Consider the following 21,069-nt stretch of genomic DNA (forward strand, 5'->3'; position numbering starts at 1 on the left):
AACATCATGGATGGCAAGATGCTGGCGCGCCTCGGCGCAGTCACGTTCGTCGCTGTCGCCATCACGGCGACGGTGATCGAATTGACCCGAAAGGAAGCCGCGCCACCAGCGACGCCGGTGCTGGTTCTGCGTCCCGAGGCCGATCCGTTGCATGAGAGTCAGCGCCGGTGCCAACGGCTTGGGTTGAAGGCGGCTGAAGACGCCGAATGCCTGCGGGTCTGGGCGGAAACCCGCGACCGCTTCCTTGGCCGCACGCCGGCGCCCGCCGCTACACGAATTCAGGAAGGCCGGTGAGCCATGGGCGGTGCCGGCGTAATCGACAACTTCCTCGAAGTCTTCGCCCGTTACATCGACAGCGGATTTGGCCTGCTCGGCGGGGAAGTCGCCTTCATCGCCACAACGCTGATCGTCATTGACGTGACGCTGGCGGCTTTGTTCTGGAGCTGGGGCGCTGACGACGACATCATCGCGCGGCTGGTCAAAAAGACGCTGTTTGTCGGCGTCTTCGCCTATCTCATCTCCAATTGGAACAATCTCGCAAACATCGTCTTCGACAGTTTCGCAGGCCTCGGCCTCAAGGGCTCCGGCACGGGATTTTCGACGGCCGATCTGATGCGCCCCGGCAAGGTGGCACAAACCGGTCTGGATGCCGCCCGGCCGCTGCTCGAGTCCATTTCCGACCTGATGGGATGGGTCGCCTTCTTTGAGAACTTCATCCAGATCGCCTGCCTGCTCTTCGCATGGGCGCTGGTCATCCTTGCCTTCTTCATTCTCGCAATCCAGCTGTTCGTCACGCTGATCGAGTTCAAGCTGACCACACTGGCCGGCTTCGTGCTGATCCCCTTCGGCCTGTTCGGCAAGACCGCCTTCATGGCGGAACGTGTGCTCGGAAACGTTGTCTCCTCCGGCATCAAAGTGCTGGTGCTCGCCGTGATCATCGGCATCGGCTCAACATTGTTCAGCCAGTTCACCCAAGGCTTCGGCGGCCAGACCCCGAGCATCGACGAAGCCATGGCTGTCGTGCTTGCTGCCCTGTCGCTGCTGGGTCTCGGCATCTTCGGTCCCGGCATTGCGTCGGGGCTTGTCAGCGGTGGGCCCCAGCTTGGCGCCGGAGCGGCGGTGGGCACGGGTCTTGCCGCAGGTGGCATGACGCTGGCCGCTGCTGGTGCTGCTGGTCTTGCGGCGAAGGGCGGCGCTGCCGCTTTCTCGACTGGCGCTGCAGCCGTCCGTGGCGGTGCAACCGCTGCCGGAGCGGCGTCTTCTGCCTATTCGCTGGCCTCCCTCGGTCAGTCCGGCGCGGCCGGCAGCGCATCCGGACTCGGGGGCGTCGCACATGCCGCCGGCAGCGCGGTGACATCGCCGCTCCGCATGGCTGCCGCCGGTGTTAAGTCAAGCTTCTCCGACGGCGTCAAGGCTGGCTTCAGCGCGACTGGCGGCTCCTCGACCTCGGTCGGAGGCGCGGCTGAAACTGCGGCCGGTTCCGCCATCCATGCGCCCAGCCCACCGCCCGGCTGGGCGCAGCGTATGAGCCGGTCCGGCCACATGGGCCATGCCGTCCAGACAACCGCGCACGCCGTCCGCTCCGGGGACAGCCATGCATCCGCCTCTTCCGTCAACCTTCAAACAAGTGATCGTTCATGAATCTCTTCTCGCGACCCGCCGCGCATTACGGCAAGACACCTCAACCCGAGACTCCCTATCAAAAGGCCGCGCAGGTCTGGGACGAACGTATCGGCTCAGCCCGCGTCCAGGCCAAGAACTGGCGCTACATGGCATTTGGATCGCTGATCCTTTCAGGCGTGTTCGCTGCAGCACTCGTCTGGCAGTCGGCTCGCGGGACGGTCGTGCCCTGGATCGTGCAAGTCGACAATCTTGGTCAGGCGCAGGCTGTCGTACCAGCAAGCGCCGACTATCGTCCGACCGATCCGCAGATCGCATGGCATCTCGCCCGCTTCATCGAACAGGTCCGCTCGATCCCGGCTGACCCGATCATCGTCCGGCAGAACTGGCTGCGCGCCTATGAATGGACCACGGATCGTGGTGCTGCAGCGCTCAACGACTTCGCTCGCACCAATGACCCATTCACCAAGGTCGGCAAGCAACAGATCGCCGTCGAGGTCTCCTCGGTCATCCGCGCCTCGCCGGACTCGTTCCGCGTCGCCTGGACCGAGCGCCACTACGAGAGCGGGAAGCTCTCCACGACCCAGCGCTGGACTGCGATCCTGACCAATGTAATCCAGCCGCCACGCGATACCGAAAAGCTCCGCGCCAATCCGCTCGGCATCTACGTCAACGCCATCAACTGGTCGCAGGAGATGAGCCAATGAACCGGCCGACGATCCGCAGAGGCGGCAACCTGATCTTCCGGAGATCCGTAGGTCCAGTCCTTTTGCTTTCCGCCACGCTCGCGGGCTGCGCCACCAACAAACCGCCTGTGATCAGCTACGACTCCGACGTGCCACCTCTCCCGGCGATCCCCATGGCTGCGGCAGATAACAGACCGAAGCCTCTCCATGTCCCGCCTGCCTGGCCCCCGGCACGTGGAGGTACCGCCGCGTCGACACCGACGGCGCGTGTCGAGAATGCCAATGCCGCCGCGCGCGTCCAGCCGCGCCGCGAAGGCTATTACAATGCCATCCAGATCTATCCCTGGAGCGAAGGTGCTCTCTATCAGGTCTATGCCGCTCCAGGGCAGATCACCAATATCGCGCTCGAGCTAGGCGAGAACCTGACCGGCGCAGGCCCGATCGCCGCCGGCGACACCGCTCGCTGGATCATCGGAGACACCGAGAGTGGTAGCGGGATCACCCGGCGTATCCATGTGTTAGTAAAACCTACGCGCGCTGACATCTCGACCAACCTCGTCATCACCACCGACCGGCGCACCTACATGATCGAGCTGCGTTCCGGCGAAAAGCCATATATGCCGGCAGTGGCCTGGGCCTATCCAAAGCAGCCAGCCGGACAGCGCCAGGCCATCCCGACAACACCCCTCATTCCGGCTGTCGCGGTGCGTAACTATCGCTACGGTCTCACAGGCGACAGTCCGCCATGGAAGCCGGTCGCTGTCTATGATGACGGCAGGCGCGTCTTTGTCGAGTTTCCACGCGGCATCGTGCAGGGCGAGATGCCGCCACTCCTGGTCATCGGCCCGGACGGCGAAGCCCAGATCGCCAACAGCCGCATTAATCAACACATCCTGATTGTCGATCGCCTGTTCGGCGCAGCCGAGCTGCGTCTTGGCAGCGGCGATCGACAGCAGACCGTCAGGATTGTGCGCACGGATGGAAGGCGATCATCATGAGCGAAAAGGATAGTGCGGCTCCGATGCGCCTTCGCGCCGAACCGCCGCGTATCACCCGTCTGTCGCCCAAGGTCATCGTCGGCGTCGGCATCGTCGCCTCGCTCGGCATCGGCGGGGCACTGATTTATGCGCTTCAGACGCGCGTGCCCGGTGCCAACGACCAAGAGCTTTACTCGATCGCCAATCGGCAACCCGCAGACGGTCTCGCCGGCCTGCCGCGCGACTATACAGGCCCGATCCTCGGGCCGGCGCTGCCCGGCGATCTCGGCCGGCCTATCCTCAATGCACAAAACAGGGTGCAACCGGTCGTGCCGCCCGCGATCACGGCCCCGGCTGTCGACGAGGCGGAACAACGCCGGCGCGCTGAAGAAGATGCCGCACGGACCAGCACCGTCTTTTTCCAGTCACGGGGAGGATCAACCACAACAGTCGGGACGGGAGGAGAACCGGCGTCGGGCTCTGCGGGTCTTGATCTGAGCGGTCACCCTGGCCAGCAAACCGCACAGGATAGGCAACTGTCTTTCCTCAACGCCGCCGCCGACAGGCGCATAGTGGCGCGCGACCGCGTCATGCCGCCGGCATCGCCCTTCGTGCTCCAGGCTGGCGCCGTCATCCCGGCCGCGCTCATCACAGGCATCAGGTCCGATCTGCCCGGACAGATCACCGCGCAGGTAACGGAGAACATTTACGACAGCCCCACCGGACGCGCCCTGCTCGTGCCGCAGGGCACACGGATCATCGGGCAGTACGACAACAACGTCCAATTCGGCCAGCGCCGTCTCCTTCTTGTCTGGAACCGGCTCATTTTTCCGACTGGCCATTCCATAATTCTCGAACGTCAGCCGGGCGCCGATACGCAAGGTTATGCCGGCCTTGAGGATGGGGTCGACTATCACTGGTGGGATCTGGCCAAAGCCGCCGGTCTTTCCACATTGCTTGCGGCCGGTGCGGAGTTGGCGATCGACGACGAGAACCGGCTATTGCGCGCAATCCGCGATGGAGCGCAGGACACGATCAACGATGCCGGCCAGCAGATCATCCGCAGACAGCTTACCGTAGCACCAACGCTGACTATCCGGCCGGGCTTCCCGGTACGGGTCATCGTCACGCGCGACCTCGTGCTCGAGCCTTATGGAGCAATGCAATGACCAAGCTGAAGTTGGGGCCCATCGCCGACGACAAACCCGTCAAGGTGACGGTGGAGCTTCCAGCGTCGCTGCATCGCAATCTCCAAACTTATGCTGACATCCTCAGCCGGGAAAGCGGCCAGCCGGCAACCGATCCAGTCCGGCTGATCGTACCGATGCTCCAGCGCTTTATCGAGACCGATCGAGGATTTGCAAAGGCTCGCCGGAACGCCCATCCAGATCCGTAGGGCGGCGCAGTGCTGACAGCTGTCGAAGAGGGTTCGGGCAATTCGCCACTTTTGTCGGCCAGCACACGATAGGCACCATTGGCCGTCGACCTGCAGGCAGTCAGCCAACAATTCCACGACACAAATCATGATACGGTGGGGATATTGGTCCTTGATTTTTTGAATCTCTAAGCTTCCGATAGGTCCTGCACGAGGCCGCGTCATGCCCACCGATAGTCAGTACATTCTCGAAAGCATCAAGCAGGGATGCGCGACGCTTAGCGATGACGAGTTCGTCATCGATAGGCTGGTAAAGTATTACGGTAACGGGAGAATCCGGTGGCACGTCGAATTCCGCGAGCATAGCATTGAACTGACGACGGGCCAGATCAAGAAGCAGCCTACCTTTCGAAGGAAGATACTCGAACAGGCTGGTGTGCTGCCGCCCCAGCGTGCCGGGGCCAACTACCGGCGATGGGCTATCGACCTGAGGAAGAATGCCATCGAGCTTCCTTGGCGGGACAGGCCGGTCGATGCCGGTTTCGCCATTGATAGGCTCGCCAGCCATGGGGATGGGCGCTGGATGGTTGAATACCAAGGCAAGGCGATCAAGTTCACGACGACCAAACTTCGCAGGCAAGTCAGTTTCCGCAAACGCATGCTGGCCAAGGCCAAGGTGTTGCCGCCCCAACTGAACCCGGCTGCCTATCGGAAGTGGGTGGACTGGCTCATTCAAAACGCCACCGAGGCTGCACCGCGCACCGAGGATGCCTCGATGACAGAGAAAAGCTGGCTTGATGACCTACCAGAGCTAGCCGGCTGGCAAAATGAAGCACCGCCCCAAGCAACCAGCTAGGGCGGCAGTTTCCAAAACAGAAGCCATCGAGCCAAAGGGGCAGCGGACGGTATCTGCTCGATGCAAGTACGATCCGCTCAGATCGATATGTCCTGGGTTTCGCCGCTGCTTAGTTTCATTGTTCCTTCGAAACTTCGCCGGGAGATGCGCCGTAGCACAACAGTGCCGGCCCATTCATTCGAGCATCTGACCGGAAATTCTGTCTCCGTTGATCCTGGCTCGAATCCAGGTTCCCTAGGCAAACTGGACGCCGCGGCAGATAAATAGGAACGGATATCACGGCGAACATCCGCGTTGGAGCGGTGACAGCCTTCGGCTGCAGTGCGCCCGAAAAGGGCTATCGGCGGGCCCCTCGTGGGAACGAAAAAAGAAGAGAAGCAGAACTTTCGTGCGCGGTTTTTGCACACGAACACTGGTAACATATTGATATTACTTATCTATCTTCCCCATCCATCATGGGTGCAACGGCGACGATCTTCGCGCCGTCGGCATAGAGTTTCGTCATGGCTTCTTCGATGTGCGTGAGGCAACGGTCGCCTTCAGATAAGGCCGCTCCCTATCACAACAAGGAGGCGGAGGCCAAATCGCCTTGCCTGCGCCAGGGCCGCTCTCGTCCGCCCAGCCGTCGGAAAGCCTCCGACTGAACTTCAGCGCTCATCCCCGCGAAGCGTCGCATCTCCAGGCCTGGGCTTCGGATCCGGCCGTGTCGCCACATAGAGGGCGCCGGCGGCGACAAAAACCGCGACGGCCGCGGCAACCAGTATATCGGGCTTGCCAAGCAGGAACACTCCATAGCCGAGAGCCATGCCCGTCCAGGCCATGATCTTGCCCCGGCGCGGAATGGCGCCTTCCTCGCGCCAGGCGCGCAAGGGCGGACCGAATCTCGGGTGGTCAAGCAACCATGCTTCGAACCGGGGCGACGAGCGGCCGAAACACCAGGCAGCGGCAATGAGGAAGATCGTCGTCGGCATGACCGGCAGGAATGCGCCGATGATGCCGAGGGCGAGCATCAGCATGCCCAGCGCAGTCAGGCCCGCCCGTCTCGCATTGAAGGCCGCGCCGTTGGCGGCGCGGCGAAACAGCGACGTCATCCTGCCTGACATGCCCTTGCGATGGCCTTCATCCAAAAGTCTCCCTTACCAGCCCATGCACGCGGCGGAATGCCGCCTCCGCCCCGGCGACGACGCGGTCTTCCTCTTCCTTGCTCAGTTCCAGAGCATCGAGTGCGGCCGTGAACGTGCGCCAGTGCAGACCGCGCCCTTCAGGCGCCGGCGCAAGATGCCTTGCGCCGAACGCTTCGGAAAGCCCAAGCTTGGCCGCCTCCTTCAAAAGGAAGGCCGCGCCGAGATTCGACCCTTCTGCAACATAGAGCCAGCCGAGCGCCGTCGGAAGATCGGCGTCGCCGTCAAAGACGGGAGCTTCGGCGACATCGGGCACTGCGATGCCCAGGTCGACAATGTCCTGGCCAATCAGGTCCAGGCGTCGCCGGCCGTCGAGATCCGGCAACAGCCCCTCCAGCACGGCACTCGAATACAGCGCATCGATATCGCGATGGAAGCTGTGCTGGACGGTCAGGAAGAGACCGTACCGCCGCCGATCCTCGAACGGTCGCCCGGCCATGATCGACGCGTCGAGACGCTCGTGAGTGGTGTTGGTCCGCGCCTTCAGGCGCTTGGCGCGGCTGGCCTCGACCGGCTTTTCGATGTCGATGGTCGTCATGGTCTTCTCTCACGAAACGAGCGGGAATACGCCGAAATCAGAACTTGGCCGTCAGGCCGGCGCGGAACGTCCGCCCCGGCGACGGCACGATGCTCGTCGACATCGGATCCAGGTAGTACCGATCGCCGACATTTTCGACGCTGAAATCGAGCGCCATGTCCTTGGTGAACTTGTAGCTGCCGAAGAGATCGACGATGACATTGCTGTAGTAAAACACCGGAGGATTGACGGACCCTGGCACCAGACCATAGCCGCCATAGCGCTGACCGAAGAAATAAGCGCGCGCACCGACAGTCAACTTTTCTTCGAACAGGCGCATGCCTGCGGTGACATTGCCGGAATATTTCGGCGGAATTCCCATCGCGCCATAGTCGGTGCCGATCTGGCCGATGCCGCAGCGCTGCACAGAACCACCCGGTGGTGTGTTGCAGAACTGCATGTCGTCATAGACGGTCAATCCACCTTCGACGAAGACTGTCCCCGTGTCGTAGGCAGCCGAGAATTCGTAGCCCGAGAACCGTGCGTCATCGATGTTGAGCCACGTGTAGAGACCCGCCGGACGCGCCCGAACCACATAGTCCTCATAGCTGTTGTCGAAGCGCGCGACCTTGAACCTGAGCGAGTCGCCAGAGACCAGCACATCGTCACGCATGAGGTTGATGCCGAACTCGAAGTTCTTCGACAGCTCCGGCTTCAGATCGGGATTGGGTACCAGATAATCTTGCTGGAATGCCGATGTCTCGCGCAGGCTCGGCGGCCGCCAGCCTTCGGTGTAGGTGCCGAACAGTTGCAGCCCGGTCAGGGGCGTGATCGTCACGCCCAGCGCCGGATTGAGCCGGCCATCCGACTTCTTCGCGAAACGGCTGGGGCCGACACCTTCGCTTTCGTAGTGGTCGTAGCGCAGGCTTCCCGACAGGGCGAGCCAATCGGTGACGTCCAGCTTGCTCTGGCTGAACACGCTTGCCAGCATCCGGTTCCCGTTCGGATTTGCACCGGCATAGCCCCAGTTGAAGGTGGCGCCCTGCTCGCGGGCCTGTTCGTAGACGAACTCCGCTCCGGTTTTCAGGCTTAGCTCGCCGATGGCCGTATCCAGCTTGGACATGTTGGAAACATCGCCGCCGACGGTCCTGGCATGCGCCAGACCTTTGCCGCCACTCGACAGGCTGTTGACCCAGCTCTCGGTGTTGACGTCGGTGAACCAGAGGTTCGACTGGAAGTCGACGGTGTCGCTGCCTTCCGGCTGGTAGGCATAGCCCGCTTTGACCGTATGGGTCTTGGTGGTCGCCAGTTCCGCCTGCTCGAGCGGGAGATTGATGACGGACCCTGGCAGCGAGAAAGCCAAGGACGACTCATCGATATCGCCATAGTGGTTCTGGTAGTAGGTATAGCCAAGCGACAACGAGTGGCCATCTCCCCATCTGGCCTTGCCTTTGCTCAGGAACGACGTCACGTCCTGGGAAGTATTGAACACTTCCTGTCCTGGCCGATACGACGACAGTAGCGCTTCGCGCGGTGGAAGCCATGGCACCCTGGTGTCGCGATAGGTCGACTTGCCCTCGGAACCCGAGAAATAGTTGCCGGCGCGACGGCGCGAAACACCGACCACGAACTCATAATTGTCTTCCAGCATCGCTGCGGCGACGCTTCCCGACCATGCGTCGCCGTTGAAGAATTCGGAATCCGCCCGGCGCATCTGCCTGGCGCCCACGGCGGGCGGGTCGATGGTATTGCTGCCAAGGCTGCCCTTGACCCTGACACCGCGGTTCTCGCCTTCCTTGACGATGTCGCGCGCCTCGATGGTGCGCATGTTGACCACGCCACCCATCGCTCCGACGCCGCCGGCACCGGCAAATGGTCCCTTGGAAATGTCGATGCCGCCTAGGAAATCAGGATCGACGTAGGTTTCGTTACGGCTTCCGCGATAGCCGCGGTAGGAATTGTTCGTCTGCCGCGTACCGTCGACCATGACGTTGACGCGGTTTTGCCCCTGCAGTCCGCGAATGTTGACGTCGACGGAGGCGCCGACGCGGTTGCCGGAAGCGACCACGCCGGGCGTCGAGCGGAACATGTCGCCAACCGAGGTCGGCGGCGTCCGCGAAATCTGCTCGGCGGAAATGTGGTTTACCGAACCCGCCGTCTCGAATGGTGCATCGGCGGCGCCGCGCCCGCCCGTCACATCGATCACATCGAGCACCAGCGAGCCATCGGCAGCCGGCACAGCGTGCGCATTGGACACACGGTCGGAGATGACCACGGTTCGGCCCTCGATACGGTAGGACAGCCCGCTGCCGGCAAGCAGTCGCGCCGCTGCATCCGAAATCGTCAGCGACCCCGACACGCCCGGCGAGGTGAGCCCCCGCACCGCCGCCGCGTCGACCGAGACCTGCATGCCGGACTGCTGGCCAAGCTGGGTCAACGCGCTCGCGAGCGGCTGCGCCGCAATCTGGAAGGTCCTTTGCTGAGCCGCGCTTGCCTGCTGCGCCGAAGCGAGATTGGTCCCACCCATGCCCGTCAATGCCGTTCCCACCATCAACGCAGCAAAAAATGCCCCGCCAAATCGTTCACTCGTCGTCTTGCACATATCCTGCCGCACCCTGTTGTCCCAAGCGCGAGGGCCCGGCACACGACCGGACTCCCCTCTCCTCTCAAGGACGAAGCAGCCTTACGGATTTTCAGACAAAATCACTCATGTTTTCTCAAAAGAGGTTCGAGCGGCGGCTACCAGCTCGACACGACCGCCAGCCAGGGACTTATCTGGTGCACGTAGGCGCCGTGTGCGGCGGCGACGGCCGTGAGTGCGCCTATCGGTTCGTTGAGGTTGTAGACACCGGTTACCCTTTGGCCGGCAATGGCGGCATCGGCCAGGACAATCCTGCCCCGGTAATACCTGCCCAAGGCCTCCGCCACCTCTCCGACCGAGCGGTCTTTCACAACAAGCATGCCGCTGCGCCATCCACCGGCGAGATCGGGCACGTCCCTGCCGCGCTCGACCTTGCCGGCGTGGCTGACGCGAACCCAGTCGCCGGCTTCGAGCGGCGCACCCGACACTTCCGCCGCGGTGGAAGAAGCAACAGCCACGCGCCCTCGATTGACGGCTATGGCGGTGCCTTCGGCCATCATCCGCACATCGAAAGCCGTGCCCAGCACCGTCGTGTCGACGTCGCCCGCGTCGACACGAAACGGCCGCGCAGCGTCCGGCTCGACTTCGAAATAGGCCTCTCCCGTCAACAGCCGGATGTTGCGGGATGCCTGGTCGAAAGCCACCTCGATGGCACTGTCCGCCCCGAGATGGACCGTGCTGCCGTCTTCAAGCCGGATCTCGCGCGTCTGGGCAACGCCGGTCGAGTAATCGGCCTGCAGCCAGATGCGGATATCCTGTAGAAACACGGCTGCGACGCAGATCGTGGCGACAGCCAGAATCGACGCGGTGAAGTAGCCTCTGCGGCGAGTGCCGCGCGCCATGGGGGTTTTCGATGAAGACCGGCGCATGTGATCGCGGCGGCCAGCCATTTCGCGCGCTTCATGTGCCGCGCCCAGCACTTTCCACACATGGCGCGCCTCGGCCCAGGCCTTCACATGGTCGTCGCTGCTCGCAAGCCATGCCTCGAAGGCCGTTGCCACTTCTGCATCATCGGGCTTGTCTTCAAGCGCGATCATCCAGTGAAGCGCCGCTTCGGCCGACTGCGCTGTGTCCTGTCGCGGTTTAATCAGACTGTCCCCCAAGGAATTTCCGCCGATGATTGGCCTTCAACGAGGCCTCTAGGAATGGACGTTTGACGGGGCCGGATTTTCAACAGGCGGCAACGATCAGGCTTCATCGGCTAGTCGCTTCCGGCAATGCTCGAGCCCCTGATAGACAAGCGCATGCGCAAGCCCGACCGAAATGCCGAGATGCGCTGCGATGTCCTTCAGCTTGAAACCCTCGAACCGGTGCATTTCGAGTGCAATGCGCGTGCGCTCCGGCAGCTCCGCCATGGCTTCCATGACGACACGCAGTTCGTCGCGGTAGGCAAGCACGTCCTCCTGCGATGGCCGATCCTCCGCGACTGCCTCGACATCCGCACTATCGGCGACATGCCTGCCCTCGACGGATCGGCGTCGTATCCAGTCGATCGCGAGATTGCGGATGATGCGGCGGAGATAGCCGACCGGCTCGTCCAGCGTGCGGCCGGCGCTAGCGGCATCAAGACGGAGAAACGCCTCCTGGACGACGTCTTCGCCGCGTGCGCGATCGCCGACGATCGCCGTTGCATAATCGACGAGTTCGACGCGGTGGGCGCGGTAGATGCTCAAGCTGTTGTCCGAATAGCCCACTCGAATGACCCTGCCGGCAGCACATCGGGTGCCGGTTTGGAATTTTCAGATTCATGCGTGAGATGGCTTCGGGCTACTCAGCCGAGATCCATATTGGAATTGTCGGCGCGGCTCAAGTGCAGGCCTCGAGCCTCCGTTCTGCAAGCGAAATGGTGCCTCGTGCTCCGCGCTCAGCGCCGCGCGATGATGCGGCCGTCGACGTCCTTGATGTCGCGCAGGCCGCAGAAGGCCATGGTGATGTCGAGCTCCTTGCGGATGATGTCGAGACAGGTGGTCACCCCCGCCTCGCCGCCGGCGCCAAGGCCGTACAGGAACGAACGGCCGATGAACACGCCCTTGGCGCCCAGGGCCACGGCCTTGATCACGTCCTGGCCGGAGCGGATGCCGCCATCCATCAGCACCTCTATGCGGTCGCCGACGGCGTCGACGATCGCCGACAGCGCCGAGATCGAGGATATCGCGCCGTCGAGCTGGCGGCCACCATGGTTGGACACGATCAGCGCGTCCGCTCCGCTCGCCGCTGCCTTCTCCGCGTCTTCGGGATCGAGAATGCCCTTGAGGATGAGCTTGCCGCCCCACTGGTCCTTGATCCACTTGACGTCGTCCCAGCTCAGCGCCGGGTCGAACTGTTCGGCCGTCCACGACGACAGCGAGCGCAGGTCGGTGACACCCTTGGCATGGCCGGCAATGTTTCGGAACGTGCGGCGGTTGGTGCGCAGCATGTTCAAGCACCAGCGCGGCTTGGTCGCCAGGTTGATGATGTTCGGGATCGTCATGCGCGGCGGCGTCGACAGGCCGTTGACGACATCCTTGTGGCGCTGCCCGAGGATCTGCAGATCGAGCGTCAGCACCAGCGCCGAGCATTTGGCTGCCTTGGCGCGGCGAATGAGGTTCATGACGAACTCGCGATCCCGCATCACATAGAGCTGGAACCAGAACGGCTTGCTTGTGTTCTCGGCGACGTCCTCGATCGAGCAGATGCTCATCGTCGACAGCGTGAACGGAATGCCCGCCTTCTCGGCAGCCCGCGCGGCATGGATCTCGCCGTCGGCGTGCTGCATGCCGGTGAGCCCGGTCGGCGCGATGGCCACCGGCATCGATACCGTCTCGCCGACCATCGTCGTTTCGAGCGTGCGGTTGCGCATGTCGACGGCGACGCGCTGGCGCAGCTTGATCGGCACGAAGTCGCTCTCGTTCTCGCGATAGGTGCTTTCGGTCCAGGCGCCGGAATCGCAATAGTCGTAGAACATGCGGGGCACGCGGCGCTTGGCGATTGCGCGAAGGTCGGCGATCGAGGTTATCGGACGCGCCATTCCACTATGCTCCAGGATGCTGATGAGTTGCGACAGGCTGCGGCATGTAAGCCGCCTTCGCGACCGATGCCAAGGGCCGACCGGCAAGATGTTCGTCCGGATGTCGCAGACTTTCGCTCTATGCCGCATGATCGAGGATATTGATGATGTTGCCGAGCGGGTCGCGGACGAAAAATCGCCTCACGCCCCAGGGCTCGTCGGCAAGATCGTAGACGATCTCATGCCCCGCAGCCTTCACCCGTCGATAGAGCTCGTCGACATCATCGACCTCGATCGAAAGCACCGGCACCGGCGCGCCCTGCCCGCCCTCGCTGGCAACGCCGAGTTGCGGCATCATCGTACCACCGGCACCGAAGGTCAGGATCCAGCCGTGATCCATAAGGACATCGAGCCCGAGCAATTCGCCGTAGAACGTCTGTGCCGCCCTCGGGTCGGCTGCGTGGAGATTGGCGACGATGCGACGAACGGTCATGGCATGAGCCCTTTCTGAAATCAAAAGGGGCCCGATGGCCCCTTCTGGCACTTCGTGATTGTTCGCAATCAGGCGTTGGCCGCCATGACCGCGCGCTTGGCCATCACCACCACCAGGTTGGCGCGGTATTCGGGCGAAGCGTGCATATCGGCCATCAGGTTCTTCGACGGCACCGAAACGCCCTCGAGTGCCGACGCCTCGAACTTCTTGGCCAGCGCCGCCTCGATCTCCCTGGAGCGGAACACGCCGTCGTCGCCTGCCCCGGTCACTGCGGCCCGCACGCCTTCCTTGCCCTTGGTCACGAAGACGCCGGTCATGGCGTAGCGCGACGCGGGGTTGGGGAATTTTGCGTAGCCGGCCTTGGCCGGTGCGGTGAAGGTGACGGCGGTGACGACCTCGTCGTCCTTGAGCGCGGTTTCGAACAGGCCCTTGAAGAACTTGTCGGCCGCGATCTGCCGCTTGTTGGTGACCACCGTCGCCCCCAGCGCCAGCAGCGCCGAGGGATAATCGGCGGCCGGATCGTTGTTGGCGACGGAGCCGCCGATCGTGCCGCGGTGCCTGACCGCCGGGTCGCCGATATGGCTGGCAAGCGCGCAAAGCGCCGGGCAGACCTTCATCAGCTTCTCGTCGTTGGCGACGTCGAAATGCGTCGTCGCGGCACCTATGGTGACGTTCTTGCCCGAGACCTTGATGCCCTTGAGGTCGGCAATGTGGTTCAGGTCGACCAGGTCCGACGGTGCCGCGAGCCGGGTCTTCATCGCCGGGATCAGCGTCATGCCGCCAGAAAGGTACTTGGCGTCACCGGTCTTGATCTTCTTGACGGCATCCGCGACCGAGGTGGCGCGATGATAGTTGACGGAATACATGTGTCTTTCTCCCTTGGGGGAAAGAGCGAACAGGGCATAGCGAATAGCGAGCAGTTCGCATCCGCTTTCTACTTCCCTATTCGCTACTCCCTATTCCCTATTCGCTTCTCTCAGTGCTTCGTGCCGGCGCGCAGTGCCGCCCAGACCTTACTCGGGGTCGCCGGCATGGTCAGGTTTTCGTGGCCGAGCGCGTCGGTGATGGCGTTGATGACCGCCGGCGGCGAACCGATGGCGCCGGCCTCGCCACAACCCTTGATGCCGAGCGGATTGCCAGGACAAGGCGTGTTCGACGTCGAAATCTGGAACGACGGCAGGTCGTCGGCGCGCGGCATGGTGTAGTCCATATAGCTTGCCGTCAGAAGCTGCCCGCTGCCGTCATAGACAGCCCCTTCCAGCAGCGCCTGGCCGACGCCCTGCGCGATACCGCCATGTACCTGCCCTTCGACGATCATCGGATTGATGATGTTGCCGAAATCGTCGGCGGCGACGAACTGCACGATGTCGGTCTTGCCCGTTTCGGGATCGATCTCGACCTCGCAGATGTAGCAGCCCGCCGGGAAGGTGAAGTTCGACGGGTCGTAGAACGCCGTCTCCTTCAGTCCGGGCTCCATGCCTGCCGGCAGATTGTGCGCGGTGTAGGCGGCAAGCGCCATCTGGAACCACGGCACGTTCTTGTCGGTGCCGGCAACCTTCAGCGCACCGTTCTCGATGACGATGTCGCCCTCGTCGGCCTCGAGCAGGTGTGCCGCGATCTTCTTGGCCTTGGCCTCGACCTTGTCGAGCGCCTTGACGATCGCCGACATGCCGACGGCGCCAGAACGCGAGCCATAGGTGCCCATGCCCATCTGCACCTTGTCGGTGTCGCCGTGAACGATCGACACCGAGTCGAGCGGCACGCCGAAACGCGAATTGACGAGCTGGGCGAACGTCGTCTCGTGGCCCTGGCCATGGCTGTGCGAGCCGGTCAGGACCTCGATGGTGCCGACTGCGTTGACGCGCACCTCGGCGGACTCCCACAAGCCCACACCCGCTCCAAGACTGCCCACCGCAGCCGACGGCGCAATGCCGCAGGCCTCGATGTAGCAGCTCATGCCGATGCCACGCACCTTGCCCTTCTTGGCTGCCGCCGACTTGCGCTTGGCAAAGCCGGCATAGTCGGCCTGCTTCATCGCCGCATCGAGCGAGGCGCCGTAGTCGCCGGCGTCATAGCACATGATGACTGGCGTCTGGTGGGGGAACTGCGTGACGAAGTTGCTGCGCCTGAGCTCGGCCGGCGACACGCCCAGCTCGCGCGCGGCGATCTCCATCGTGCGCTCGACCACGTAGGTTGCCTCGGGTCGCCCTGCCCCGCGATAGGCATCCACTGGTGCGGTATTGGTGTAGACCGTGCGCACATTGCCGTAGATCGCAGGGATGTTGTACTGGCCCGACAGCAGCGTCGCGTAGAGATAGGTCGGCGTCGCCGAGGAAAACAGCGACATGTAGGCGCCGAGATTGGCGATCGTGTCGACCTTCAGTCCGACGATCTTGTTGTTCTTGTCGAAGCCCATCTCGACGGTGGTGTGGTGGTCGCGGCCATGCGCGTCGGTCAGGAAGCTCTCGGTCCGATCGGCCACCCATTTGACCGGCACGCCGGTCCGCTTCGAGGCCCACAGGCAGACGATCTCTTCGGGATAGATATAGATCTTGGAGCCGAAGCCGCCGCCGACGTCCGGCGCGATGACGCGCAGCTTGTTCTCCGGCGCAACATTGTAGAACGCGCTCATCACCAGGCGGGCAACATGCGGATTCTGCGACGTCGTCCAGCAGGTGTAGTGATCCTCGGCCTTGTCGTAGTGTCCGAGGGCAGCCCGCGGTTCCATCGCATTGGGAACCAGGCGGTTGTTGACGATCTCGACGCGCGTGACATGGGCGGCGGACTTGAGCGCCGCATCGGCCGCTGCGGCATCGCCGATGCCCCAGTCGAAGATCAGGTTGCCATCCGCCTCGGGATGGAGCTGCGGCGCGCCCTTGCCCATCGCCTCGACGGCATCCGACACCGACTTGCGCTCCTTGTAGGTGATCTCGACGGCTTCCGCGGCATCGCGCGCCTGGCCCTTGGTTTCGGCCACCACGATGACGACGGCGTCGCCGACATAGCGCACCCGGTCGACCGCCAGCGGCGACCATGCGCCCATCTTCATCGGCGAGCCGTCCTTGGAATGGATCATCCAGCCGCAGATCAGGTTGCCGATGCCGTCAGCCTTGAGCTGCTTGCCGGTGAGCACGCCGATCACGCCCGGCATGGCTTCCGCCGCCTTGACGTCGATCTTCTTGATGTCGGCATGGGCGTGCGGGCTGCGCACGAAGGCCGCGTGCTTCATGCCGGGCACGACCATGTCGTCGACATAGCGCCCTGCGCCGGTGATGAACCTTTTGTCTTCCTTGCGCGCCACCCGCGCGCCGATACCTTCGATTCCCATTTCAATTCCTCCCGAACCTGAAAAAGCGAATAGCGAATAGTGAGTAGCGAATGGTGGGAAAGTGGTGACGGCAGCGGTGGGGCAAAACCCCTACTCGCTACTCGCTATTCCCTATTCGCTCATCTTCTCACGCCGCCTTCTTCGCCTTGCTCCTGGACGCCTTCGACATCGTCTTCGAAGCGGCGAGGATCGCCTTGACGATGTTGTGGTAGCCGGTGCAGCGGCAGATGTTGCCTTCGAGTTCCGCGCGTACGGTGGCTTCGTCGAGCCCTTCGGGATGCCGGCGGATCATGTCGGTCGCGGTCATGATCATGCCCGGCGTACAGAAACCGCATTGCAGGCCATGATGCTCCTTGAACGCGGCCTGGACCGGATGCAGGTCGGCGCCGTTGGCGAGCCCCTCGATGGTGGTGATGGTCGACCCGGAGGCCTGCGCTGCAAGCATGGTGCAGGATTTCATCGCCTTGCCGTCGACATGGACGACGCAGGCGCCGCATTGTGACGTGTCGCACCCGACATGGGTGCCGGTCAGGCCCAGATGCTCGCGCAGGAAATGGACTAGAAGCGTGCGGTCCTCCACCGCGCCGCTGACCTTTCGGCCATTGACGACCAAAGATACCTCCGACATGAAACCTCCCACTGTTGCCGCGACCGGCCAGGCAGACCCCGCACCCGTCAGGTGGCCAAATCCTATCCCCGCAAATTAAGGCTGCAAGCGGCTTTTTGGGTCCAGACACGCATTGCGTGCATGCCAGCGAAGAAAATGCAGCTGGTTTTGCTGCCGGCACCACTTGCGACGACTTGGCCAGGCCAGCAACGGCAGACACCACGGATGTCGATTGGAAGTGGAATGCGCGGTCGGATCATGCCAAAAGCCTGCATCACATCGATGGGAGGCTGACCTTGGCCGCTTTCGCATTCGCCCCGTCCGAACCGGCTTCTGTCGCCGTCTCGGGATCAGCCGAACGCTTTCCGGTCCGGCGCATCTTCTGCGTCGGCCGCAACTATGCTGCGCATGCGCGCGAAATGGGCAGCGACCCGGATCGCGAGCCGCCCTTCTTCTTCGGCAAGCCGGCCGACGCCGTGGTCGATGGCGGCGCCACGATCCCCTATCCGCCGCTCACCAACGACCTGCATCATGAGATCGAACTGGTGGTCGCCGTCGGCCGCGGCGGTTCCGACATCGACACCAAGGATGCGCTGGATCACGTCTGGGGCTATGCCACGGGCATCGACTTGACCCGTCGCGACCTGCAGGACACGGCCAAGAAGCTTGGCCGCCCTTGGGACTGGGCCAAGGGCTTCGACCGCTCAGCGCCATGCGAGCCGCTCGTCCGCGCATCCGAGATCGGCCACCCGACGAAAGGCCGCATCTGGCTTGCCGTCAATGGCGAGACCAGGCAGCAGGGCGACCTCGCCGACATGATCTGGTCTGTACCGGAGATCATCGCCATCTGCAGCCAATCGATCGAACTGAAGGCCGGCGACCTGATCTTCACCGGCACGCCGGCCGGCGTCGGCGCGGTCGGCACCGGCGACCGCATCACCGGCGGCGTCGATGGTGTCGGCGAAATCGCGATTTCGATCGCAGCACGGTAGGCAGCAGTTCAGGCCGTCGGCTTCTTGCGCCCCTCATAGAGCATGATCAGCGTCTCGGCGACGAGCGCCGGCTTGGCCTCGCCCTCGATCTCGATGGTGTTTTCACCCTTGACCAGATATTGCCCCGGCCCCTTGTCTTCCATCGATATCAGCACCGAGCGCATGCGCACCCGCGAGCCGACCTTTACCGGTGCCACGAAGCGCACCTTGTCGAGGCCATAGTTGAAGGCAGCCTGGGTATGGACGGGAATGACGCCCATGTCCTGGATGAACGCCCCGATCATCGACAGCGTCAGGAAGCCATGGGCGATTGTCGTGCGAAACGGGCTCTGGCGGCGCGCGCGCTCGGGGTCGACATGGATCCACTGGCGGTCGCCGGTGGATTCGGCAAAGCCGTCGATGCGGCCCTGGTCGACGACCAGCCAGTCGGAAACGCCGAGTTCCTGCCCGATCTTCGCGCGCAGTTCCTCATAGGTTTCGATGGGTTTCGACACGCTTCCTCCCCCGTGTCCGGCAACACCTTGCCTGTGGGGGACCATGAACGGAGAGCTCTTGTCAACCTTTGGCAGGCCCCGCCGAGGCTATTCGGCCGCCTCGCGTTCGGCGACGTCGTCAGTCCTCTCAGGGTCGCCCAGGGCAGTTTCGCAGCCGAGTTCGGGAAAAGCCACCGAGCGCTTGCCGTGGAAGTCGGTGCGCACGACAACCAGCCCCTGCTCCTCGAAATAGGTGAGCAGACGCCGCGCCCGGCGGGCCGAATGGCTGCCATAGGCGTGCGCGATGGCTGCGTCCGACGGGCAAGGCGCACCCTTCACCGCCGCCTGGGCTACGATAAGGAAAACCGCTTGCAGGTCTTCGGGCAAAGCGGCGGACATGCCAAGCGCCTGCTGCCAGGTGTCGCTCGATGCCGTCTCCTCGTCGATGCCAGACCGTGCCACCGCGTAGCGGCGGCGGAAGACCGACAATGCAGGCGCTTCGCCCTGCACGCGCTTGATGCGGCAGCGGACCAGAAAGTCCTGGTAGAGCACGGCGTCGGTACGGAACGCAGCATCCGGGTCCTCGACCATCTCGCGCACGATGGTGTCGATCAGCGCCTCGCGCTCGGCTTCGTCGAACAGGGGGAAAATCGGCTCGGCGACAGGCGCCGATGCCTCGGCGCGCACCTGCGAAAGCTGGGCGATGATGTCGGCCGTCGGCGTCGGTGTTGGCGGCGGCGGACGCCGCACCGGGTGACGCGCTTCCAGTGGAGCGGGTGCGAAAATCAGCTCGCGCGTGTCGTCGCTGGCATCGGGCAGCGGCATCAGCTTGGGGCTGACCGAACGTGCCGACGTTTCGACGGGACCGATGGCGACAGGAAGGGGCCGGCGCGACATCGCCGGTCCGAGCGCCACGAAATTGCCGCGCGCCAGGTCGCGGAACATCTCCGCCTGCCGACGCTCCATGCCGAGCAGGTCGGCGGCGCGGGCCATGTCGATGTCGAGGAAGGTGCGGCCCATCAGGAAATTGGACGCTTCGGCGGCAACGTTCTTGGCGAGTTTTGCCAGGCGCTGCGTGGCGATGACACCGGCCAGTCCGCGCTTGCGGCCGCGGCACATCAGGTTGGTCATGGCACCCAGCGAGATCTTGCGCGCCTCGTCGGACACCTCGCCGGCCACCGCCGGCGCGAACAGCTGCGCCTCGTCGACGACCACGAGCACGGGATACCAGAAGTCACGCTCGGCATCGAACATGCCGTTGAGAAACGCGGCCGCGCCGCGCATCTGCTGCTCGACATCGAGGCCTTCGAGGTTGAGCACGACGGAAACGCGATGCTGGCGGATACGGCCGGCGATGCGGGTGAGTTCTGCCTCGGTGCGCTGGGCGTCGACGACAACATGGCCGAAGCGATCGGCAAGGGTGACGAAATCGCCTTCGGGATCGATGATGCACTGCTGCACCCAGGGCGCGCTCTGTTCGAGCAGGCGGCGCAGGAGATGCGACTTCCCCGAGCCCGAATTGCCTTGGACCAGCAATCGGGTCGCCAGCAACTCTTCGAGATCAAGCTGAGCCTTCGTCCCGCCGGACGCCGCCCCCATCTCGATGCCTACCTTCATCCTTTTCCCCGGTCGAATCCTGCCGCGCGAGCCGCGAATCAAACCTGATTCCCGGCAGGCACAACAGGCAGATTCAATGCGTTAAGACGCATTTGTGCATCCGGACGGACGCACTGCGTTCCAATGGTGATCTGCCTTCCTTAGCATCCGAGGGCCGGCAATGCGCGGCCCGTCTTGCGAAACCCACAACAGAGGTGGGCCGTCGGCGCGCCAGGATCCAGCCTGGAAAAGCTACTTCTTCTTGTCGTAGCTGTCGCGGATCTCCTGCATCGACTCGTGAATGCGCTCGCGCAGGATCTCGACCGATTCCGAGCCCGACTTGCGCACGATGTCGGCAACCTCGCCGGCATTCTTGAGCGCGGCCTCGAATGATCGCCTGGCGAAATCGGCCTGCTTGCCGAGCATTTCCTGCGGATTGCCCGGCGCCCGCAATCCTTGGGCGGCCTCGGTCACCTCCTGCAATGCGCTCTGGATCATCTCGCGCTGCTTGGCGATCAGCGACGAAGCCCCCGAAGCACCTGCCTTCACCGATTTTTCCAGCGCCTCAAGATTCTTGCGGTGATGGCTGACGATGTCGTCGACATCGACCGCGGGCATTTTCAGATCGCGGCCGAACTTCGAAAACATGTCCATGAAGGATTCAGGTTCCGGCTTCTTGGCCATGGCTCGCTCCCATTTGGCTCCGGACCGTCCCGGAGGTCGCAAGGCCAGAATAGACAA

General features: G+C 63.4%; 21 protein-coding genes. 8 read left to right on the top strand and 13 right to left on the bottom strand.

Annotation, left to right across the window (positions count from 1 at the left end; genetic code table 11):
- The first annotated feature begins 6 nt into the window (after positions 1-6).
- The 7 genes from trbK-alt (at position 7) to ASC75_RS00095 (ending at position 5,514) form a co-directional block, all read left to right on the top strand.
- Entirely contained in the window at positions 7-294 is a 288-nt protein-coding gene (trbK-alt, locus tag ASC75_RS00065) for a putative entry exclusion protein TrbK-alt (protein ID WP_055968913.1), read from the top strand.
- A gap of 3 nt (positions 295-297) precedes the next feature.
- A complete protein-coding gene (trbL, locus tag ASC75_RS00070) occupies positions 298-1,641 on the top strand; it encodes a P-type conjugative transfer protein TrbL (protein ID WP_055968915.1) in 1,344 nt (447 codons plus the stop codon).
- Complete coding sequence (gene trbF / locus ASC75_RS00075; protein WP_055968918.1) at positions 1,638-2,327, top strand: conjugal transfer protein TrbF; 690 nt, start codon at positions 1,638-1,640, stop codon at positions 2,325-2,327. Before trbL ends, trbF begins: the two co-directional genes overlap by 4 nt.
- Positions 2,324-3,304: a P-type conjugative transfer protein TrbG gene (gene trbG, locus ASC75_RS00080; RefSeq protein WP_055968921.1), complete on the top strand. Its 981-nt coding sequence runs from the start codon at positions 2,324-2,326 to the stop codon at positions 3,302-3,304. Before trbF ends, trbG begins: the two co-directional genes overlap by 4 nt.
- Positions 3,301-4,452: a TrbI/VirB10 family protein gene (locus ASC75_RS00085; protein ID WP_055968924.1), complete on the top strand. Its 1,152-nt coding sequence runs from the start codon at positions 3,301-3,303 to the stop codon at positions 4,450-4,452. Before trbG ends, ASC75_RS00085 begins: the two co-directional genes overlap by 4 nt.
- The gene (locus ASC75_RS00090; RefSeq protein WP_055968928.1) at positions 4,449-4,679 is read left to right on the top strand and encodes a DUF2274 domain-containing protein; all 231 of its coding nucleotides are present in this window, start codon (positions 4,449-4,451) and stop codon (positions 4,677-4,679) included. Before ASC75_RS00085 ends, ASC75_RS00090 begins: the two co-directional genes overlap by 4 nt.
- Before the next feature lie 202 nt (positions 4,680-4,881).
- A complete protein-coding gene (locus ASC75_RS00095; RefSeq protein ID WP_055968931.1) occupies positions 4,882-5,514 on the top strand; it encodes a hypothetical protein in 633 nt (210 codons plus the stop codon).
- 647 nt (positions 5,515-6,161) lie between these two features.
- On the opposite strand, the gene ASC75_RS00100 is transcribed toward ASC75_RS00095, so the two are convergent.
- The 10 genes from ASC75_RS00100 to ASC75_RS00145 all read right to left on the bottom strand — a co-directional run bounded on the left by ASC75_RS00100 (position 6,162) and on the right by ASC75_RS00145 (position 17,288).
- Positions 6,162-6,641 carry a YbaN family protein gene (locus ASC75_RS00100; protein WP_348271274.1) on the bottom strand — a complete coding sequence of 160 codons (480 nt, stop codon included), beginning with the start codon at positions 6,639-6,641 and terminating at the stop codon, positions 6,162-6,164.
- Positions 6,634-7,233, bottom strand: coding sequence for a biliverdin-producing heme oxygenase (locus ASC75_RS00105; RefSeq protein ID WP_055968934.1), 600 nt, complete (start codon positions 7,231-7,233; stop codon positions 6,634-6,636). The genes ASC75_RS00100 and ASC75_RS00105 overlap by 8 nt, the downstream gene beginning before the upstream one ends.
- Positions 7,234-7,270: 37 nt before the next feature.
- Entirely contained in the window at positions 7,271-9,739 is a 2,469-nt protein-coding gene (locus ASC75_RS00110; protein ID WP_055968937.1) for a TonB-dependent receptor, read from the bottom strand.
- A gap of 212 nt (positions 9,740-9,951) precedes the next feature.
- Positions 9,952-10,956: a FecR family protein gene (locus tag ASC75_RS00115; RefSeq protein WP_162244878.1), complete on the bottom strand. Its 1,005-nt coding sequence runs from the start codon at positions 10,954-10,956 to the stop codon at positions 9,952-9,954.
- An 84-nt stretch (positions 10,957-11,040) separates the two neighbouring features.
- Positions 11,041-11,526, bottom strand: coding sequence for a sigma-70 family RNA polymerase sigma factor (locus tag ASC75_RS00120; RefSeq protein WP_210309402.1), 486 nt, complete (start codon positions 11,524-11,526; stop codon positions 11,041-11,043).
- Between the two features lie 191 nt (positions 11,527-11,717).
- Positions 11,718-12,860, bottom strand: a complete 1,143-nt coding sequence (locus ASC75_RS00125; RefSeq protein WP_055968946.1) for an alpha-hydroxy acid oxidase — start codon at positions 12,858-12,860, stop codon at positions 11,718-11,720.
- A 118-nt stretch (positions 12,861-12,978) separates the two neighbouring features.
- Entirely contained in the window at positions 12,979-13,332 is a 354-nt protein-coding gene (locus ASC75_RS00130; RefSeq protein ID WP_055968948.1) for a VOC family protein, read from the bottom strand.
- 68 nt (positions 13,333-13,400) lie between these two features.
- Positions 13,401-14,198 carry a xanthine dehydrogenase family protein subunit M gene (locus ASC75_RS00135; protein ID WP_055968949.1) on the bottom strand — a complete coding sequence of 266 codons (798 nt, stop codon included), beginning with the start codon at positions 14,196-14,198 and terminating at the stop codon, positions 13,401-13,403.
- A 110-nt stretch (positions 14,199-14,308) separates the two neighbouring features.
- Positions 14,309-16,660, bottom strand: a complete 2,352-nt coding sequence (locus ASC75_RS00140) for a xanthine dehydrogenase family protein molybdopterin-binding subunit (protein ID WP_055968954.1) — start codon at positions 16,658-16,660, stop codon at positions 14,309-14,311.
- A gap of 127 nt (positions 16,661-16,787) precedes the next feature.
- Positions 16,788-17,288, bottom strand: a complete 501-nt coding sequence (locus tag ASC75_RS00145; RefSeq protein ID WP_055968957.1) for a (2Fe-2S)-binding protein — start codon at positions 17,286-17,288, stop codon at positions 16,788-16,790.
- Between the two features lie 275 nt (positions 17,289-17,563).
- On the opposite strand from ASC75_RS00145, the gene ASC75_RS00150 reads away from it, so the two are divergent.
- Positions 17,564-18,259, top strand: a complete 696-nt coding sequence (locus ASC75_RS00150) for a fumarylacetoacetate hydrolase family protein (protein ID WP_055970568.1) — start codon at positions 17,564-17,566, stop codon at positions 18,257-18,259.
- 8 nt (positions 18,260-18,267) lie between these two features.
- Here ASC75_RS00150 and ASC75_RS00155 read toward each other — a convergent pair whose 3' ends face one another.
- The 3 genes from ASC75_RS00155 to phaP all read right to left on the bottom strand — a co-directional run bounded on the left by ASC75_RS00155 (position 18,268) and on the right by phaP (position 21,012).
- Positions 18,268-18,753 carry a MaoC family dehydratase gene (locus tag ASC75_RS00155; protein ID WP_055968959.1) on the bottom strand — a complete coding sequence of 162 codons (486 nt, stop codon included), beginning with the start codon at positions 18,751-18,753 and terminating at the stop codon, positions 18,268-18,270.
- 87 nt (positions 18,754-18,840) lie between these two features.
- Complete coding sequence (locus ASC75_RS00160; protein WP_055968962.1) at positions 18,841-20,349, bottom strand: ATP-binding protein; 1,509 nt, start codon at positions 20,347-20,349, stop codon at positions 18,841-18,843.
- Between the two features lie 231 nt (positions 20,350-20,580).
- Positions 20,581-21,012 carry a TIGR01841 family phasin gene (phaP, locus tag ASC75_RS00165; protein WP_055968963.1) on the bottom strand — a complete coding sequence of 144 codons (432 nt, stop codon included), beginning with the start codon at positions 21,010-21,012 and terminating at the stop codon, positions 20,581-20,583.
- Between the last annotated feature and the right edge of the window lie 57 nt (positions 21,013-21,069).

Source organism: Aminobacter sp. DSM 101952, from assembly GCF_001424795.1.
Taxonomy (GTDB): domain Bacteria; phylum Pseudomonadota; class Alphaproteobacteria; order Rhizobiales; family Rhizobiaceae; genus Aminobacter; species Aminobacter aganoensis.

Coding starts and splice junctions, on each gene's coding strand:
- trbK-alt (WP_055968913.1), top strand. CDS start 7: ATGGATGGCAAGATGCTGGCGCGCCTCGGCGCAGTCACGTTCGTCGCT.
- trbL (WP_055968915.1), top strand. CDS start 298: ATGGGCGGTGCCGGCGTAATCGACAACTTCCTCGAAGTCTTCGCCCGT.
- trbF (WP_055968918.1), top strand. CDS start 1,638: ATGAATCTCTTCTCGCGACCCGCCGCGCATTACGGCAAGACACCTCAA.
- trbG (WP_055968921.1), top strand. CDS start 2,324: ATGAACCGGCCGACGATCCGCAGAGGCGGCAACCTGATCTTCCGGAGA.
- ASC75_RS00085 (WP_055968924.1), top strand. CDS start 3,301: ATGAGCGAAAAGGATAGTGCGGCTCCGATGCGCCTTCGCGCCGAACCG.
- ASC75_RS00090 (WP_055968928.1), top strand. CDS start 4,449: ATGACCAAGCTGAAGTTGGGGCCCATCGCCGACGACAAACCCGTCAAG.
- ASC75_RS00095 (WP_055968931.1), top strand. CDS start 4,882: ATGCCCACCGATAGTCAGTACATTCTCGAAAGCATCAAGCAGGGATGC.
- ASC75_RS00105 (WP_055968934.1), bottom strand. CDS start 7,233: ATGACGACCATCGACATCGAAAAGCCGGTCGAGGCCAGCCGCGCCAAG.
- ASC75_RS00110 (WP_055968937.1), bottom strand. CDS start 9,739: ATGGGTGGGACCAATCTCGCTTCGGCGCAGCAGGCAAGCGCGGCTCAG.
- ASC75_RS00125 (WP_055968946.1), bottom strand. CDS start 12,860: ATGGCGCGTCCGATAACCTCGATCGCCGACCTTCGCGCAATCGCCAAG.
- ASC75_RS00130 (WP_055968948.1), bottom strand. CDS start 13,332: ATGACCGTTCGTCGCATCGTCGCCAATCTCCACGCAGCCGACCCGAGG.
- ASC75_RS00135 (WP_055968949.1), bottom strand. CDS start 14,198: ATGTATTCCGTCAACTATCATCGCGCCACCTCGGTCGCGGATGCCGTC.
- ASC75_RS00140 (WP_055968954.1), bottom strand. CDS start 16,660: ATGGGAATCGAAGGTATCGGCGCGCGGGTGGCGCGCAAGGAAGACAAA.
- ASC75_RS00145 (WP_055968957.1), bottom strand. CDS start 17,288: ATGTCGGAGGTATCTTTGGTCGTCAATGGCCGAAAGGTCAGCGGCGCG.
- ASC75_RS00160 (WP_055968962.1), bottom strand. CDS start 20,349: ATGAAGGTAGGCATCGAGATGGGGGCGGCGTCCGGCGGGACGAAGGCT.
- phaP (WP_055968963.1), bottom strand. CDS start 21,012: ATGGCCAAGAAGCCGGAACCTGAATCCTTCATGGACATGTTTTCGAAG.